Annotated in this window: 10 protein-coding genes; 6 read left to right on the top strand and 4 right to left on the bottom strand. The window is 65.8% G+C overall.

Annotation, left to right across the window (positions count from 1 at the left end; genetic code table 11):
• Positions 1–11 precede the first annotated feature (11 nt).
• From HY57_RS02335 to glk, 3 genes are all read right to left on the bottom strand, one after another.
• Positions 12–1,844, bottom strand: a complete 1,833-nt coding sequence (locus HY57_RS02335; protein WP_019463911.1) for a glycoside hydrolase family 9 protein — start codon at positions 1,842–1,844, stop codon at positions 12–14.
• A gap of 109 nt (positions 1,845–1,953) precedes the next feature.
• Positions 1,954–4,719 carry a TonB-dependent receptor gene (locus tag HY57_RS02340; RefSeq protein WP_019463910.1) on the bottom strand — a complete coding sequence of 922 codons (2,766 nt, stop codon included), beginning with the start codon at positions 4,717–4,719 and terminating at the stop codon, positions 1,954–1,956.
• Positions 4,720–4,851: 132 nt separating this feature from the next.
• The gene (glk, locus tag HY57_RS02345) at positions 4,852–5,823 is read right to left on the bottom strand and encodes a glucokinase (protein ID WP_038580368.1); all 972 of its coding nucleotides are present in this window, start codon (positions 5,821–5,823) and stop codon (positions 4,852–4,854) included.
• A gap of 658 nt (positions 5,824–6,481) precedes the next feature.
• Between glk and pxpB the strand changes: the two genes are divergently transcribed.
• From pxpB to pcp, 6 genes are read left to right on the top strand one after another with little or no spacing between them, the layout of a single operon-like run.
• Positions 6,482–7,195, top strand: coding sequence for a 5-oxoprolinase subunit PxpB (pxpB, locus tag HY57_RS02350; RefSeq protein ID WP_019463650.1), 714 nt, complete (start codon positions 6,482–6,484; stop codon positions 7,193–7,195).
• The gene (locus HY57_RS02355; protein ID WP_019463651.1) at positions 7,192–8,175 is read left to right on the top strand and encodes a biotin-dependent carboxyltransferase family protein; all 984 of its coding nucleotides are present in this window, start codon (positions 7,192–7,194) and stop codon (positions 8,173–8,175) included. Before pxpB ends, HY57_RS02355 begins: the two co-directional genes overlap by 4 nt.
• Positions 8,172–8,963: a LamB/YcsF family protein gene (locus tag HY57_RS02360; RefSeq protein ID WP_235186605.1), complete on the top strand. Its 792-nt coding sequence runs from the start codon at positions 8,172–8,174 to the stop codon at positions 8,961–8,963. The genes HY57_RS02355 and HY57_RS02360 overlap by 4 nt, the downstream gene beginning before the upstream one ends.
• Positions 8,960–9,655, top strand: a complete 696-nt coding sequence (locus HY57_RS02365) for a DUF969 domain-containing protein (protein WP_019463653.1) — start codon at positions 8,960–8,962, stop codon at positions 9,653–9,655. The genes HY57_RS02360 and HY57_RS02365 overlap by 4 nt, the downstream gene beginning before the upstream one ends.
• A gap of 2 nt (positions 9,656–9,657) precedes the next feature.
• Positions 9,658–10,626 (top strand): 5-oxoproline transporter, DUF979 family subunit, encoded by a 969-nt coding sequence (locus HY57_RS02370; RefSeq protein WP_019463654.1) that lies wholly within the window; start codon positions 9,658–9,660, stop codon positions 10,624–10,626.
• Between the two features lie 28 nt (positions 10,627–10,654).
• Entirely contained in the window at positions 10,655–11,308 is a 654-nt protein-coding gene (gene pcp, locus HY57_RS02375) for a pyroglutamyl-peptidase I (RefSeq protein ID WP_019463655.1), read from the top strand.
• Positions 11,309–11,366: 58 nt separating this feature from the next.
• Here the strand turns inward: pcp and HY57_RS02380 are convergent, their stop codons facing one another.
• The gene (locus HY57_RS02380; RefSeq protein ID WP_026033658.1) at positions 11,367–14,144 is read right to left on the bottom strand and encodes a TonB-dependent receptor; all 2,778 of its coding nucleotides are present in this window, start codon (positions 14,142–14,144) and stop codon (positions 11,367–11,369) included.
• Positions 14,145–14,224: the final 80 nt, after the last annotated feature.

Here is a 14,224-nt window from a genome sequence, read left to right on the forward strand (position 1 = left end):
ACGATGGAACGTCAGTCATGGGGAAGGCTGATGGCGAACAGGTACCACGCATCATGCGGCAGCCACTGTTCGGTCCAGCGCCAGTCGTCGTCCTTGCCCGTCTGGGCGTAGCCGAGGTCGAAGGCGATGCCCTCGTCGTCGGTCAGGCCGGAGGTGATGCCGTTGATGATCGCACCCGGCGCGTTGGTGTACGCGTAGGAGTCGAAGAACATGTACGGCGCGTTGTGATGGCCGCTGCCCATCAGCATGCTGCTGTCGAAGGGGTTGCGGCCGAGTATCCAGTGCAGCTGGTCCCACGCGTAGACCTGCAGCTGCTCCTGGAAGGCGGTGTCGCCTGCATAGAGCGGCGCGGCCAGGCGCGCGGCGGCCGCAAGCGAAGCAAGACGCGCGTTCTCGCCCTGCCACCAGGGCGCGGCTTCGGTGTCATGGGGAAAGAAGAACGCCGTGCGCACGCGCCCATCGCCACCGCGCACGAGCTGGCGCGCATAGCCGAACGGATTGTTGACCTCGCGGGTAACCGCCAGCTCGGCCTGCAGCGAGCGCTTTACTGTGTCACGCACTTTCGCCTGCCGCCTGGCATCGGCGATGCCTGCGTACTCCACCAGCGCCAACACGGGCAGCCCCGCATCGGCGGGATGGAAGAAGGGACGCGTGCCGTCGTCGGCGCGCCAGTAGTCGCGGTGTCCACCATGCGTCACCAGGCGCGCCATCAGGCTGTCGGCGCGTGCGTCGGCCGCCTTGCGCCAGCCTTCGTCGTGCGTGGCGCGGTACAGCTCCACGGCGGCGAGCAGCGCGCAGTAATCGTCGACGATGTTTTCCTTGCCGTCGTTGATCAGCTCGCGGTTGTGCGCGTCAAGGAAGCGATATGCATCGATGGCGGCCTTGAGGTAGTCGCTGGAATGAAAGTCGCCATCCACGCCCGTGCCTGCCGCCCGCGCCAGCGCGGCGATGGCGATGCCGCCGCCACCGCGGAAGCTTGCTTCATAGGCGTGCGGCCCGTGCGCCGGCTGCTCGACGTGCTCGGTATGGTCGCCGGGCGTGAGCTTGATCTGCGTGCGCCAGTTCGGATCGCCAACGATGCGGTCCTGCGGCAGCTTGCCGGGGCCTGGGCCTTCGATGGACTGGTAGAACGAGCCATCCGGCCGCTTGTCGCGCACGAGGAAGTCGGCACCGAACAGGCCTTCGTCGAGCAGGCGGCGGTTGTACTCGCGGAAGTTCTTGTCGTTGCGTGCTTCCAGTTGCTGCCAGGTGCGCAGCAGGCTCCACGCGGCCAGCGGCACCTGCTGCGGGTTGAAATAGCTGGTGAGGTTCTGGTGCGACAGATGGATGCCGTAGTCACCGGTGGCGTCGTACCAGCCACCGTGCAGGTCGAGCGTGCCGGGCGTTCCATCGGGATGCGCCAGGTGCGTATCGGCCTTGTCCAGCAGGCCGCTGGAACGCTGGCCCTTGAAGTAATAGATGACGTTGGAAAGCGTGTGCCGCTCGAGCACGTTGTCCTGCACCTCGAAGGTCCAGGAGCGCACGTCGTGGCCGTCCATCGGCCATTCAACGTAGTAATGGCCGGGGGTGCGCACGCTGCTGAAATCGGCGACGGCGTAGTCACCGCCCCAATGCGCCACCTTGCCGGTCTCCGACAGCGTGCCCTGCAGGGTCACTTTGCCGGTGTCGGCGTTCACGACGCGGAACGCGCGCGAAGCCGCCACCGCGTCGCCACTCACGATCGCCTGCTTGACCGCGCCGGTGTCGTAGCCGACCTGGTCGACCAACACCTTTGCTTCGGACGCCATTGCGACCTGGGCAGCGAGCAACCATGGAAAGACCGCGAGACGGCGACAGGACTTCATACCATCGACTCCAGCAGGTTTTTGGAACAGGTTGTACCGAACCCCGAAGAAAAAGCGGGCCCGGCAAGCGCGCCGGGCCCGTTTCGGGGAGAAAAAGTACTACACGGGATCAGAACTTGAAGTTGGCCTTCAGCATGTACTGGCGGCCGGTCACATATTCCGAGGACATCTGCGTCTTGCTGCCCAGGTACGCGTAGTACTTGGAGTTCAGCAGGTTGAGCATGTTCAGGGTCACCGAGAAGTTCTTATTGATCTCGTAACCCAGGGTGGCGTCCAGTTCCTTGAAGCCGTCGATATAGGTCGACGGTGCACCGGCCACGTAACCACCGGCGAGGTAGCTCGAACGGTAGGTGTAGGCCAGGCTGGCGCTGTACGGACCCTGCTCGTAGTACGGGGCGACCGTGTACGAGTTCTTGGAGTTGTACGGCAGCGCGCCACCGGTCTTGGTCGAGGCGTCGGAGTACGTGTAGTTGGCACGCAGGCCGAAGCCGTAACCGTAGGCCTGCTGGTAGCTGATGGTGCCGCCCTTGACCTTGGCGCTGCCGCCGTCGACCGGTGCGGTGACGTCGTAGGCGCACATGCCGGTGGTCGTGCACTTGCCCGAAGCGACCAGCGCTGCCGCGTTGTTGGCAAAACCCGCCTGGGACCACGAACCGTTCTGGCGCTCTTCCGTGGTGGCTGCGTTAACGATGTAGTTCAGCACGTGCTTGTAGAAGAACGACACGGCGACCATCGACTCCGGATTGAAGTACCACTCCGCCGAGCCGTCGAAGTTCACCGAACGATACGGCTTGATGTTCGGGTTGCCCGCGGCGGCCGTGAGCACCGTGTCGTTGGCGGCGAAGTACGGCGCCATCTGGTTGTACGGGGCATAGGCCAGCGTTTCCGACGCGGCACCGCGCAGGATCACGTCGGGCGTGACGTTCCAGGCGATGTTGAACGACGGCAGCCAGTTGTTGTGCGTGCTGTCCTGCGTGACGTAACCGAAGCCGGCCGGGAAGTCGCAAACCCAGTCGTTCGCCGCGGCGCAGGGCTGCGGGATCACCCAGCCGCTGCTGACGTTCTTGGTGTGCACGTAGCGCACGCCCAGGTTGCCGTGCACGGTGTCGGTGCCGTAGTTGGCCTGCAGGTAGGCCGCCTCGTTCTCCTGGGTGGTGGCCCAGGTGTTGTCCCAGTACGAGTTGGCGTCCTGCGCCACGCCGAAGCCCGGCGTGCTGGTGATCGCGTTGAAGATGGCGTTGGCGCCGGCGGTCTGCACGTGCTGGATCGCCGTCTGGCTCAGGCCCAGGCTCTTGCCGCCGTTGAGGTCGGTCAGGCCGCCAAAGCCGATCTGCTCGAGCGTGAGCGCCTGCGGACCGGTGTAGACGTTGAGCGTCTGGCTTTCCCAGTGCTTGGCATAACGCACGCCAGCCTGGATGTTGTTGAGGAAGCCGTCGAAGTCCTTGGTGAAGTCGAGCTGGCCGTAGGTGTCCTTGGCCTTGTAGAGCTCCTTGCCAAGGTTGCCGCCCCAGCCGTTGTCGGCCCAGTAGCTCGGGTCGTTGGCGGTGGTCGGATCGGTGTACTGCGGGCCCTGGTTGATGGACCAGTTGAAGCCGCCGCCGTAGTAGATCTCCTTCACGGCCGCCTGCATCGGGTTGCGCGAGGTGCTCACGCCAGCCTGGCCGTCCAGGCGCCAGCCGTCACCCTTGTACTCGCCCGACAGGTCCACGCCCTTGGTGGTGATGACGGACTTGCGGGCGTTGTTGTCGGCGTAGGTGTCGGCCGTGCTGACGCAGTTGAGGTTGTTCTGGCACGGCGTACCGACCTGGCTGCCGCTGGTGATGATGCCGTTGGGGCCTTCATTCAGCGAGGTGATGCCGGCCGGGTTGTGCAGCGCCCACGGGTACAGCGACTGGTTGAGGTTGCTCAGGTTGTCCCGGGCATACATCAGGCCGAGGTTGAAGCTCAGGTTGTCCACCGGCTTCCACTGCACGTTCGAGGTGACGCTGTCGCGCTTCTCGGTCTGCTGGAAGTTGGAAACGCTGATCTGATTCGGGATCTGGTCGGTCAGCTTGATCTTGCCGGCCGCCACTTCAGCCGCCGCCACCGGGCTCTTGCTGACGATGTCGGACACCGAGGAGTAGCCGTAGTTTTCCAGGCCCTGGCGGTTCTGGAACTGCTCGTAGTGCTGGTACGACACGTCGACGCCGAAGGTCTTGTCGTCGTTGCGCCAGCTGTAGAACAGCGAGCCGGACGGACGGCTGTCCTTGACCATGTCGTTGTAGTTCACGCCGAACGAACCGCTGAGCGTATTGGCCGGTACGTCAAGCGGCTTGACCGTGTGCATGATGATGGTGCCGCCGAGGGCACCTTCCGGCAGACGGGCTTCTGGGCTCTTGTAGATCTCGAGGCGGCCGATCACTTCCGGCGCGAGCAGCGAGTAGTTGAAGCCGCGGTTCGGCGCGTCATCGTACAGCCACACGGCCTGGGCCACCGGGTGGCCGTCGAGCAGGGTCAGGTTGAGGCTGGGATCCATGCCGTTGATGCTGACGCGCTGCGTCGCACCCAGCTGGCGATCGAGCGTGACGCCCGGAATCTGCGCCAGCGCTTCGGCCACATTGCTGGCCGGGAACTTGCCAATGTCCTCGGCCGTGATGGCGTCGACGATGGCGTCCGCGTTGCGCTTGGTGTCCATCGACGCCTGCAGGCTGGCGCGGATACCGGTGACGGTGACGGTTTCCAGCTGCTTGGCCTTGGACTGGTCAGGTGCCTGATCCGACGACTGCGACTGCGGCGCCGGGCCGGAGGCCGGAGCGGCGGTCTGCGCGTAAAGCGAACCGGACAAACAGAGTCCGGCAACGATGCTGGCGGCTAGCAGAGTCTTGCGATGTGACATGGTTTCCTCCCCTCGAAGGCGTTTCTGCAGCGGAAGTTGTGGGTCGTCCGACTGCTTGCGTGGTGTCTGGGCTCGCGCCCGGTTCAATGCAACGGTGTGGTGCTGACTCGGTACTGCGTTCTCCCCTGGGTCTTACGTTCGCCCGTCCAGGTACAGGCCGGCTGCACCGATCACACCGTGCTGGCCGTGCTCCATCAGTCGTACGGGAACCTGCTGCAGAAAGGCGCGCATGACGCCCTTGTTGAAAAAGCGCTGGCGGAAGCTGCTGGCCAGCAGCACCTCGCGGATCTGCGGAAGAATGCCGCCGGCCAGGAACACGCCGCCGCGTGCGCCATACAGCAGGCACAGGTCGCCGACGAAGCTGCCCAGCAGGCCGCAGAACACCTCCAGCGCTTCCACGGCCGCCTCGTCGCTACGCTCCAGGGCTGCCTGCGTGACCTGCGCGGGCAGGGTCAGCACCGGCGGCTGGTGGCGCAGGGCGCACAGCGCGCGATACAGGTTGAGCAGGCCGGGGCCGGACAAGGCATGTTCGAAGGAAACGTAAGCACGGCCACGGGCGAGGTGGCGCAGGATTTCGATTTCACGTTCGTTGCCCGGTGCCAGCGCGATCTGGCCCGCTTCGGTGGCCAGCACGGTGGCGTGCGGGTGACCCGGCAGCAGTACGGCCGAGCCCAGGCCGGTGCCCGGGCCCATCACCAGCACCGGACCTTCGGCCGGCGGCGCCTCGCTGTCGATCACGGCGGTGGTGTCGGCGGTGCTCAGGAACTGGGTGGCGTAGGCCACGGCTTCGAAGTCGTTGACGACGGCGAGCTGCTCGATGCCCAGGCTGTCGCGGATGTCGCGGATGGAGACCGGCCACGGCAGGTTGTCGTTGACGATGGCGTCGCCCAGCACGTAGCCGGCGCTGGCCACCGCGCAGCGGTTCACGTGCACGGCGTGGTCCAGCTGGCCGACGAAGTCCTGCAGCACCGCCGTCAGGCTCGGCCAGTCCGCGCAGGCGTAGCGGTGGTATTGCAGCACCGTCACCGGACGCACGCCGTCCGGCTCGCGGCTCACCAGCCCGATGCGGGCATGTGTGCCTCCGACGTCCGCAGCGAGAAACATGGCTTCTTGCGCCAAGAACTCGCGTGCGTTGTGGCTGACCCCTTCGACCACTGCGATCCCCTCGTCATGCTCGTGTCACGTTCCTGTGAACGCGATCCCATGCCGCCGGAGTCTGGTTAAAGGCTGACAACGTTGTCAACAATTCCTGGACGGCCTAGGAAAAAGACCTATGTGGCATAGCAACAAGAGGCCACGACACCGCTGGACAATGTCCACAGGACAAAAAATTCAATTCATTGTTTTAGCGATATTTTCAAGCTAATAAAGCACGGCCAGACGGCCATTTCGCATTGCGCCACGACAACGAAATCTCTCCATGACCCAAGGCGGTCATTTTCTACCTCCAAAGGGGGGATTTCCGGCCTTTCATACATGGCCGGATGACCAGGAACCCCCAACGGCCAGGCCCCGTTGCACCCACAGCTTGCCGCGGGAGTCCGCGACGCAACTCCACGTCCCGTGTACGCACGCCCGCAGGCAGGCGAGGCGGCATGCATCACGAATGGCCGCGATGGCGGGCCGCGCGGATCGGCAAAGCACCCCGCTTCTGCAACACTTCCCGAGTGACTTATTGCCGCCCGCGAATCACCTGCATGCCGATGATGTTGATGTGCGCCATGGACGCCACCGTTGCCCGCCACCCACGGGCGCCGCAGACATGACGAACCCACGGTCGGACGTGCAGTGGGAGGCGCTTGCGGAGGACGCGTGGCTCCTGCGTTTCGGCGACACCATCGACATGGCGGTCAATGCCCGGGTGCACGATGCGGCCACGCTGCTGCAGGCCCTTCTGCCCGAGGTCGAGTGTGTGCCGGCCTATGCCAGCCTGCTGCTGCGCTTCGATCCGATGCACTGGCTGGATGACCGGGGCACTTTCGACGGCCACCGCCTGCGCAGCGCCATCGAGGCGGCATTGCGAAGCGCGCCGGCTCACCGGGCCGCGCCTCGCGAAATGACCCTGCCCGTCTGCTACGACGGTGCCGACCTGCACGAGGTGGCCGCGCACACGCAGCTGACGACCGGGGAGGTGATCGCCCGCCATGCAGCCGCCACGTATCGCGTGGCCATGCTCGGATTCGCGCCGGGTTTCCCGTATCTGCTGGGACTGGATCCCGCGCTGGCCATGCCGCGCCGCAGCCAGCCGCGCCTCAGCGTGCCGGCGGGCAGCGTCGCTATCGGTGGTTCGCAGACTGGCATCTATCCGCAGGCGCTGCCGGGTGGATGGCAGTTGATCGGGCGCACGCCGGTATGCCTGTTCGATCTGGCCGCTGCATCGCCATCGCTGCTCCAGCCGGGCGACCAGGTGCGCTTTCGCGCCATCGACGAGCATGAGTATCAGCAGCTCGCCGCGAGCACCGGACGGTCGGCATGAGCATCGAGGTCATCAAACCCGGCCTGCTCAGCAGCCTGCAGGACGCCGGCCGTCGCGGCCTTGCCAGCCTGGGCCTGGGCCGCGCCGGCGTCATGGACGAGCCGGCCTGGCGCCTGGCCAATGCGCTGGTCGGCAACCGCGCCGACGAGGCGGCGCTGGAGATCACGCTCGCTGGCCCGACGCTGCGCTTCGCCGGCGATGCGGTGATCGCCCTCACCGGCGGCATCATCGAAGCGCGCGCGGACGGTCAGCCGCTGCCACCCTGGACCACCTGTTTCCTGCCCGCCGGCACCCTGCTTCGGCTGGGTGGCATGCGGCACGGCTGCCGCAGCTATCTCGCCGTGCGTGGCGGCTTTGATGCCGCGCCCGTGCTCGGCAGCCGCAGCACGGACCTGCACGCGCATATCGGTCCATTCGACGGAAGAGCGCTGCAGGCCGGCGACACCCTGACTATCGGCGGGCACGACGCGGCGCCCTGGTTTGCTTCCGCACGCGGCGCGCAGGCACTGCGCTGGGGCCTCGACCCGCAGCCGTGGCACGACTACGCCCACGCACCGCTTGGCTTGTTGCGCGGGCGTCACTACGACGCGCTGGACGGGGCATCGAAGCGCGCGCTGACGGCGCAGCGCTTCGTGGTCAGCAAGGACAGCAACCGCACGGGCAGCCGCTTGGATGGCCAGCCGTTGCGACTGGATCACCCACTCGAATTGGTGTCCGAAGCCACCCTGCCCGGCACCCTCCAACTGCCACCCTCGGGACAACCCATCCTGCTGCTCACCGAGGCACCGGTGACGGGCGGCTATCCGCGCATCGGCCAGCTGGCGGCCGTGGACCTGCCGCGGCTTGCGCAGCGCCGGCCCGGCGATACCGTATGCTTCCGCGACATGACTATGGATGACGCGCTGCAGCGCCTGCGCGCACGGAACGACGCACTGCAAACACTGATCCAACGCATCGCACAACGGCTGGAATCCGCATGAAAAGCCCCATGGCCAAGACCATCGACATCAACAGCGACCTGGGCGAGTCCTTCGGCGCATGGCGCATGGGCGACGACGCCGCGCTGCTCGCCATCGTCAGCTCGGCCAACATCGCCTGCGGTTTCCACGGCGGCGACCCGGACATCATGCGCGGCACCGTGGCGCTGGCCGTGCAGCACGACGTGGCCATCGGCGCCCACGTTTCGCTGCCGGACCTGCAAGGTTTCGGGCGGCGCGAAATGGCGGTGACGCCGAACGAGGCCTATGCCCTGACGCTCTACCAGATCGGCGCGCTGCACGGCTTCGCGCAGGCCGCAGGCACGCGCCTGCGCCATGTAAAGCCGCATGGCGCGCTGTACAACATGGCCGCCCGCGATGCGGCGCTGGCATCCGCCATTGCATGTGCCGTTCGCGATTTCGACCCGTCGCTGCGCCTGTTCGGGCTGGCCAACTCGGCGCTGATCGACGCCGGCATCGCTATCGGCATCCCGGTGGCCGCCGAAGCCTTCGCCGATCGCCGCTATCGGGCGGATGGCTCGCTGCAGCCACGCCGCGAACCCGATGCCGTGATCCAGGAGAGCGACGAAGCGATAGCGCAGGCGATGGCGATGGCCCGCGAAGGGCAGGTATGCGCCGTGGATGGCAGCGTCATCACCCTTCAGGCCGACACCCTGTGCGTGCATGGCGACGGCTCGCATGCGGTCGCCTTTGCGCGCCAGCTGCGCGCCGCGCTGGAGGCGGCCGACATCGGCATCGCACCACCGCACGCCACGGGCAAGCGCGCATGAACTATTGGCCGCTGCTGGGCGTTGCGGTCATCGTCATCGGCTTTGCGCTGCGCTTCAATCCCGTACCGGTAGTGGTGTGTGCCGCGCTGCTGAGCGGTGTGCTGGCGGGCATGCCGATACCTGCGCTGCTGGCGCTGCTGGGCAAGAGTTTCGTGTCCTCGCGCATGCTGCTGATGTTCGTGCTCACCCTGCCCGCCATCGGCCTGCTCGAACACGCCGGTCTGCGCGAGCACGCACAGCAATGGATGGGGCGCTTGCGTGGCATGACGCTGGCACGCCTGCTGATCGGCTATCTGCTGGTGCGCGAACTGCTGGCGATGCTGGGGCTGACCGGCGTGGCCGGCCATCCGCAGACGGTGCGCCCGCTGCTGGCACCGATGGGTGAAGCCGCGGCGGAGAAGATCCATCCGGGACTCACCGACGGGGATCGCGAGGAGGTACGCGCCGTCGCCGCCGCCACCGACAACATCGGCCGCTTCTTCGGCGAGGACGTGTTCATCGCGCTGGGCGCCGTGCTGCTGATCCAGGGTTTCTACGCCCAGCACGGCATCGAGCTGACGCCGCTTGCCATTGCGCTCTGGGCGCTGCCCACCGCCATCGCCGCGTTCGTGATCCAGTCCGTCCGCATCTGGCTGTTTCAGCGCCGCTTGAAGCGTCGTGCTTCGCCCTTCCCCACCGGGCAGGAAACCTGAGCATGCTGCGCATCGAATACGCCTACTGGCTGATCGCGGCATTCCTGCTCTACACGTCCTGGCGCAAAGCGCGCGAACGACAGGTTTACTGCGCGGCATTCTGGGGTCTGCTGGGCCTGCTGTTCGCCACTGGCGACGCGGTACTCGCCGCCCAGCAGGCAGGCCATGAACTGCCCGCGCAGCTCGCGGGTTGCGCGGTGATTGCGCTGGCCTTGATTGCGCCACGCATGCGGCGGAAGGCGCACCCGGAAACGGCGAGCGCATCGGCACGGCTGGCATCCGCACTTCGGCTTGGTCACAAACTGTTCGTGCCCGCCTTGATGATCCCCTTGGTGACGCTGGTGGTCGCGCTGATCGGCGAACACCTCTCCATCGGCGGGTATGCGCTGTTCGCCAAGCCGCAGATGACACTGACGGGCCTGATGCTGGCCTGCGTCATCGCCCTGGTGGCGGCGGCCCGCGTCGCACACGCCCCCCTGCTTCAAGGGCTGTCGGAAGGCCACCGCCTGCTTGACGCCATCGGCTGGGCAGCACTGCTGCCACTGCTTCTTGCCGCGCTGGGCCAGGTGTTCACGCAAAGCGGCGTCGGCGCCGCCATCGCCGCCCTGGCCGGGATGATCCTGCCCGAAGGCAACGCCTTCCTCTGCCTGCTGGTGTTCTCGCTGGGCATGGTGCTGTTCACCGTGATCATGGGCAACGCGTTCGCCGCCTTCCCGGTGATGATGGCGGGCATCGGCCTGCCGCTGCTGGTACAGCGCTATGGCGCGAACCCCGCCATCCTCGGCTCCATGGGCATGCTGTGCGGTTATTGCGGCACGCTGCTGACGCCGATGGCCGCCGACTACAACCTGGTGCCGGCCGCCCTGCTGGAGCTGCGCAACCCTTACGGCGTAATCCGCGCGCAGGCATGGAGTGCGGCGGGCATTTTCATCGCCACCTTCGTCGCCATGTCGCTGCTGGTGTTCCGTTGAACACCGGCGGCGTCACGAGGTACCACGCATGAGCAAACATCCCCGCATCCTGCTGACCGGCTTCACGCCATTCGGCCATGAGGACATCAACCCCTCGTGGGAGGCCGTCCGCGAACTGGATGGCCAGCTGATCGGCGGTCATCGCGTGGTGGCGCGCCTGCTTCCCACGGTCTTCGCCGATTCGCAACGCGAACTGGAACGGGCAGTCAACGACGTCGAGCCCGCGATCGCGCTGGGGGTCGGGCAGGCCGGCGGGCGCAGTCGCCTTTCCATCGAACGGGTGGCGATCAACGTGCAGGATGCGCGCATCGCCGACAACGCCGGCGCGCAGCCCATCGACGAAGCCATCGTCGCGGATGGGCCCGCCGCGTACTTCAGCAACCTGCCGATCAAGGCGATGCTCAAGGCCTTGCTTGCCGAGGGCCTTCCGGCGGAGGTCTCGAACACGGCCGGCACCTTCGTGTGCAACCACGTGGCCTACCTGATGCTCCACCTGGCCCAGACGTACCCCGGCCTGCGCGCGGGCTTCATCCACATCCCCTATCTGCCATCGCAGGCGGCACGCTTCCCTGACACGCCGAGCATGGCCAAGGACGACGTGGTGCGCGCACTGGCCATCGCACTGGAAGTGGCGGCAACCCGGCACGCCGATGTCCGGCTCGGCGCCGGCACGCTCGACTGACGCGCAGAAAAAAGGGGCCTGGCAAAACGCCAGGCCCATACCGGGGAGTTGCGGGTAATCAAAGCTTGAAGTGGGCCTCGAGGATGTACTCGCGGCCCTGCTTGTACTCGTTGGCCAGCTCCGTCATCTCCGCACCGTAGAACTGCTTGTAGGTCGAGTTGAGCAGGTTCAGCGCGTCGAAGGTGAGCGAGAAGTGCTGGTTGAACTTGTAACCCACTGACGCATCCAGCTCCTTGTAGCTGTCGGTGTAGGAGTCCGGGGCACCGGCCACGTAGCCGCCGGCGAGATACTTGCTGCGGTAGTTGTACGACATGCTCGCGGTGTACGGCCCCTTCTCGTAGTACGGGGCGAGGGTGTACGAATCCTTGGAGTTGTACGGCAGCGGTCCGCCGGCAGCGGTGCGGGAGTCGGAGTAGGTAAAGTTGGCGCGCACGCCGAAACCCGTGTCGCCAAACGCTTCCTGGTAGCTGATCGCCGCACCCTTGACCTTGGCGCGACCGCCGTTGATCGGCGCGGACACGCTGTACTGGCAGTAGCCCGCCAGCGTGCAGAAGCCGTTGGCGACCAGCATCTGGCCGGTGGAGCCCTGGATCAGCTGCGCCCACGAACCGTTCTGGCGCCCCTGCGTGGTGGCGGCGTTGACCACGTAGTTGAGCACGTTCTTGTAGAAGCCCGACACCGCCACCATCGACTCATTGTTGAAATACCACTCGCCCGACAGGTCGAAGTTCACTGAGCGATACGGCTTGAGGTTCGGGTTGCCGGCCGTGGCGGTAAGCACGGTGTCGTTGGCTTCGAAGTACGGCGCGTACTGGTTGTACGGCGCGTAGGCTTCGGTTTCCGAGGCGGCGCCGCGCAGGATCACGTCAGGCGTGACGTTCCAGGCGATGTTGAAGGCCGGCAGCCACTGGTTGTTGGTACTGCTGGAGCCCACGTAGCCGAAGCCCGGCGGGAAGGCGCAATCCCAGGTGCTGCAGGTGCTGGGTACGTTGTAGCCCCACGAGTTGATCTTGGTGCGCACCCAGCGCACGCCCAGGTTGCCGTGCACGACGTCGTTGCCGTAGTTCAACTGCGCGTAGGCCGCAGTGTTCTCCTGCTTCACGTTGAAGGTGTTGTCCCAGTAGTCCACCGGGTCGTTGGCGATCAACGTGTTGCCATTCAGCACAGCGTTGTAGATGGACTGGAAGCCCAGCGTCTGCACGTGGCGAACGGAGCTGCCGGACAAGCCGATGTCCGAGGAGCCCTGCAGGTTGGTCAGGCCACCGTAGCCGATCTGGTTGAGGGTGACATTGGGCACGCCCACGTTGTAGATCAGCAGCGACTGGCTTTCCCAGTGCGTGGCCCAGCGCGCGCCAACCGTCACGTTGTTGAGGAAGCCGTCGAAGTCCTTGGTGAAATCGAGCTGGCCGTACTCGTCGCGCGCCTTGTACGGCTTGTAACCGATGTTGCCGCCGAAGTTGTTGTCGGCCCAGTACTGCGGATTGTTCGCCGAGGCGAGATCGGTGTAGTTGAAGCCCTTGTTCATGCTCCAGTCGAAGCCGCCACCGTAGAACAGCTCCTTGAACGCCTGGCTGATGTCGTTGTTGGACGTGCTCACGCCCAGCTGCCCGGATACGCGCCAGCCATCACCCTTGTAGGTGCCGCGCCAATCCGCGCCCTTGGTGCGGATAAACGACTTGCGCGCGTCGTTATCCATGAAGGTTTCCGCCGTGCTGGTGCACGAGGTCGTGTTGAAGCACGGCGTGCCGACCTGCGTACCGGACGCGATAAGGCCGTTGCTGCCGGCGTTGAGATGCGAGATGCCGGCGAAGTTGAAGCCGGCAATCGGGTACATCGAGACGTTGAGGTTGTCGAGGCGGTCGGTCATGTACAGCAGGCTGAGCGTGCTGTCGAAATGTTCGTTCGGCCGGTACTGCAGGTTCACCAGCACGCTGTTGCGCTTTTCGGTCTGCTGGAAGTTGGCCGAGTTGATCTCGGTCGGCATCAGGTCCGAGGAGTGGATCTGGCCTGCCGCGACCTGCGCGGCGATGGCGGGATTGACTGCAGCGATCGCCGACACCGGGGTGTAGCTGAAAATTTCCTGGCCCTGGCGGTCCGTGCGCTGCTCGTAGTGCTGGATGGACACGTCCGCGCCGAAGGTCTTGTCCGCGTTGCGCCAGCTATAGAACACCGAGGCATTCGGTCGCGTCTTGTCGATCATGTCGTTGTAGTTCACGCCCACCGAACCGCTGAGCGTGTTCGCTGGCACGTCGAGCGGCTGGATGGTGTGCATGATCACGGTGCCGCCCAGGCTGCCTTCGGGCAGGCGCGCCTCCGGGCTCTTGAAGATCTCCAGCGAGCCAAGGATTTCCGGCGGCAGCAGCGAATAGTTGAAGCCGCGATTGGGGCTGTCGCCGTACAGCCACATGGCCTGGGCCACCGGGTGGCCATCGAGGAAGGCCAGGTTGAGGCTGGGATCGATGCCGTCAATGCTCACGCGCTGCGTGGCGCCGAACGCGCGGTCCAGGGTGACGCCCGGAATCTGCGCCAGCGCCTCCGCCACATTGGTGGCGGGGAATTTGCCGATGTCCTCCGCCGTGATGGCGTCGACGATGGCGTCGGCGTTGCGCTTGGTATCCAGCGACGCCTGCAGGCTGGCGCGGATGCCGGTGACCGTCACCGTCTCCAGCTGCTTGGCCTGGGACTTGTCCGGGGCGTTCTGCGGCGTGGCGGTGCCCGTGGTGGTCGATGGCGTGGGGTTGGTGCCGGTCTGCGGTGCGTCCTGCGCCTGGAGCGAGATGGATATACACAATCCGGCAACGATGCTTGCGGCTAGCAGAGTCTTTCGGTGTGACATGACGTCCTCCCCTCGAAGGCTTCACTGCAGGAGATGCCGTGCGACATCGGCTGCGGCGTGTCGATCGGGCGTGGGCCCGG

The sequence above is a fragment of the Dyella japonica A8 genome, assembly GCF_000725385.1.
In the GTDB taxonomy this organism is placed as follows: Bacteria; Pseudomonadota; Gammaproteobacteria; order Xanthomonadales; family Rhodanobacteraceae; genus Dyella; species Dyella japonica_C.

Bases quoted from the DNA above. Each gene is read 5' to 3' on its own strand.
- HY57_RS02335 (WP_019463911.1), bottom strand. From the start codon at position 1,844: ATGAAGTCCTGTCGCCGTCTCGCGGTCTTTCCATGGTTGCTCGCTGCC.
- HY57_RS02340 (WP_019463910.1), bottom strand. From the start codon at position 4,719: ATGTCACATCGCAAGACTCTGCTAGCCGCCAGCATCGTTGCCGGACTC.
- glk (WP_038580368.1), bottom strand. From the start codon at position 5,823: ATGTTTCTCGCTGCGGACGTCGGAGGCACACATGCCCGCATCGGGCTG.
- pxpB (WP_019463650.1), top strand. From the start codon at position 6,482: ATGACGAACCCACGGTCGGACGTGCAGTGGGAGGCGCTTGCGGAGGAC.
- HY57_RS02355 (WP_019463651.1), top strand. From the start codon at position 7,192: ATGAGCATCGAGGTCATCAAACCCGGCCTGCTCAGCAGCCTGCAGGAC.
- HY57_RS02360 (WP_235186605.1), top strand. From the start codon at position 8,172: ATGAAAAGCCCCATGGCCAAGACCATCGACATCAACAGCGACCTGGGC.
- HY57_RS02365 (WP_019463653.1), top strand. From the start codon at position 8,960: ATGAACTATTGGCCGCTGCTGGGCGTTGCGGTCATCGTCATCGGCTTT.
- HY57_RS02370 (WP_019463654.1), top strand. From the start codon at position 9,658: ATGCTGCGCATCGAATACGCCTACTGGCTGATCGCGGCATTCCTGCTC.
- pcp (WP_019463655.1), top strand. From the start codon at position 10,655: ATGAGCAAACATCCCCGCATCCTGCTGACCGGCTTCACGCCATTCGGC.
- HY57_RS02380 (WP_026033658.1), bottom strand. From the start codon at position 14,144: ATGTCACACCGAAAGACTCTGCTAGCCGCAAGCATCGTTGCCGGATTG.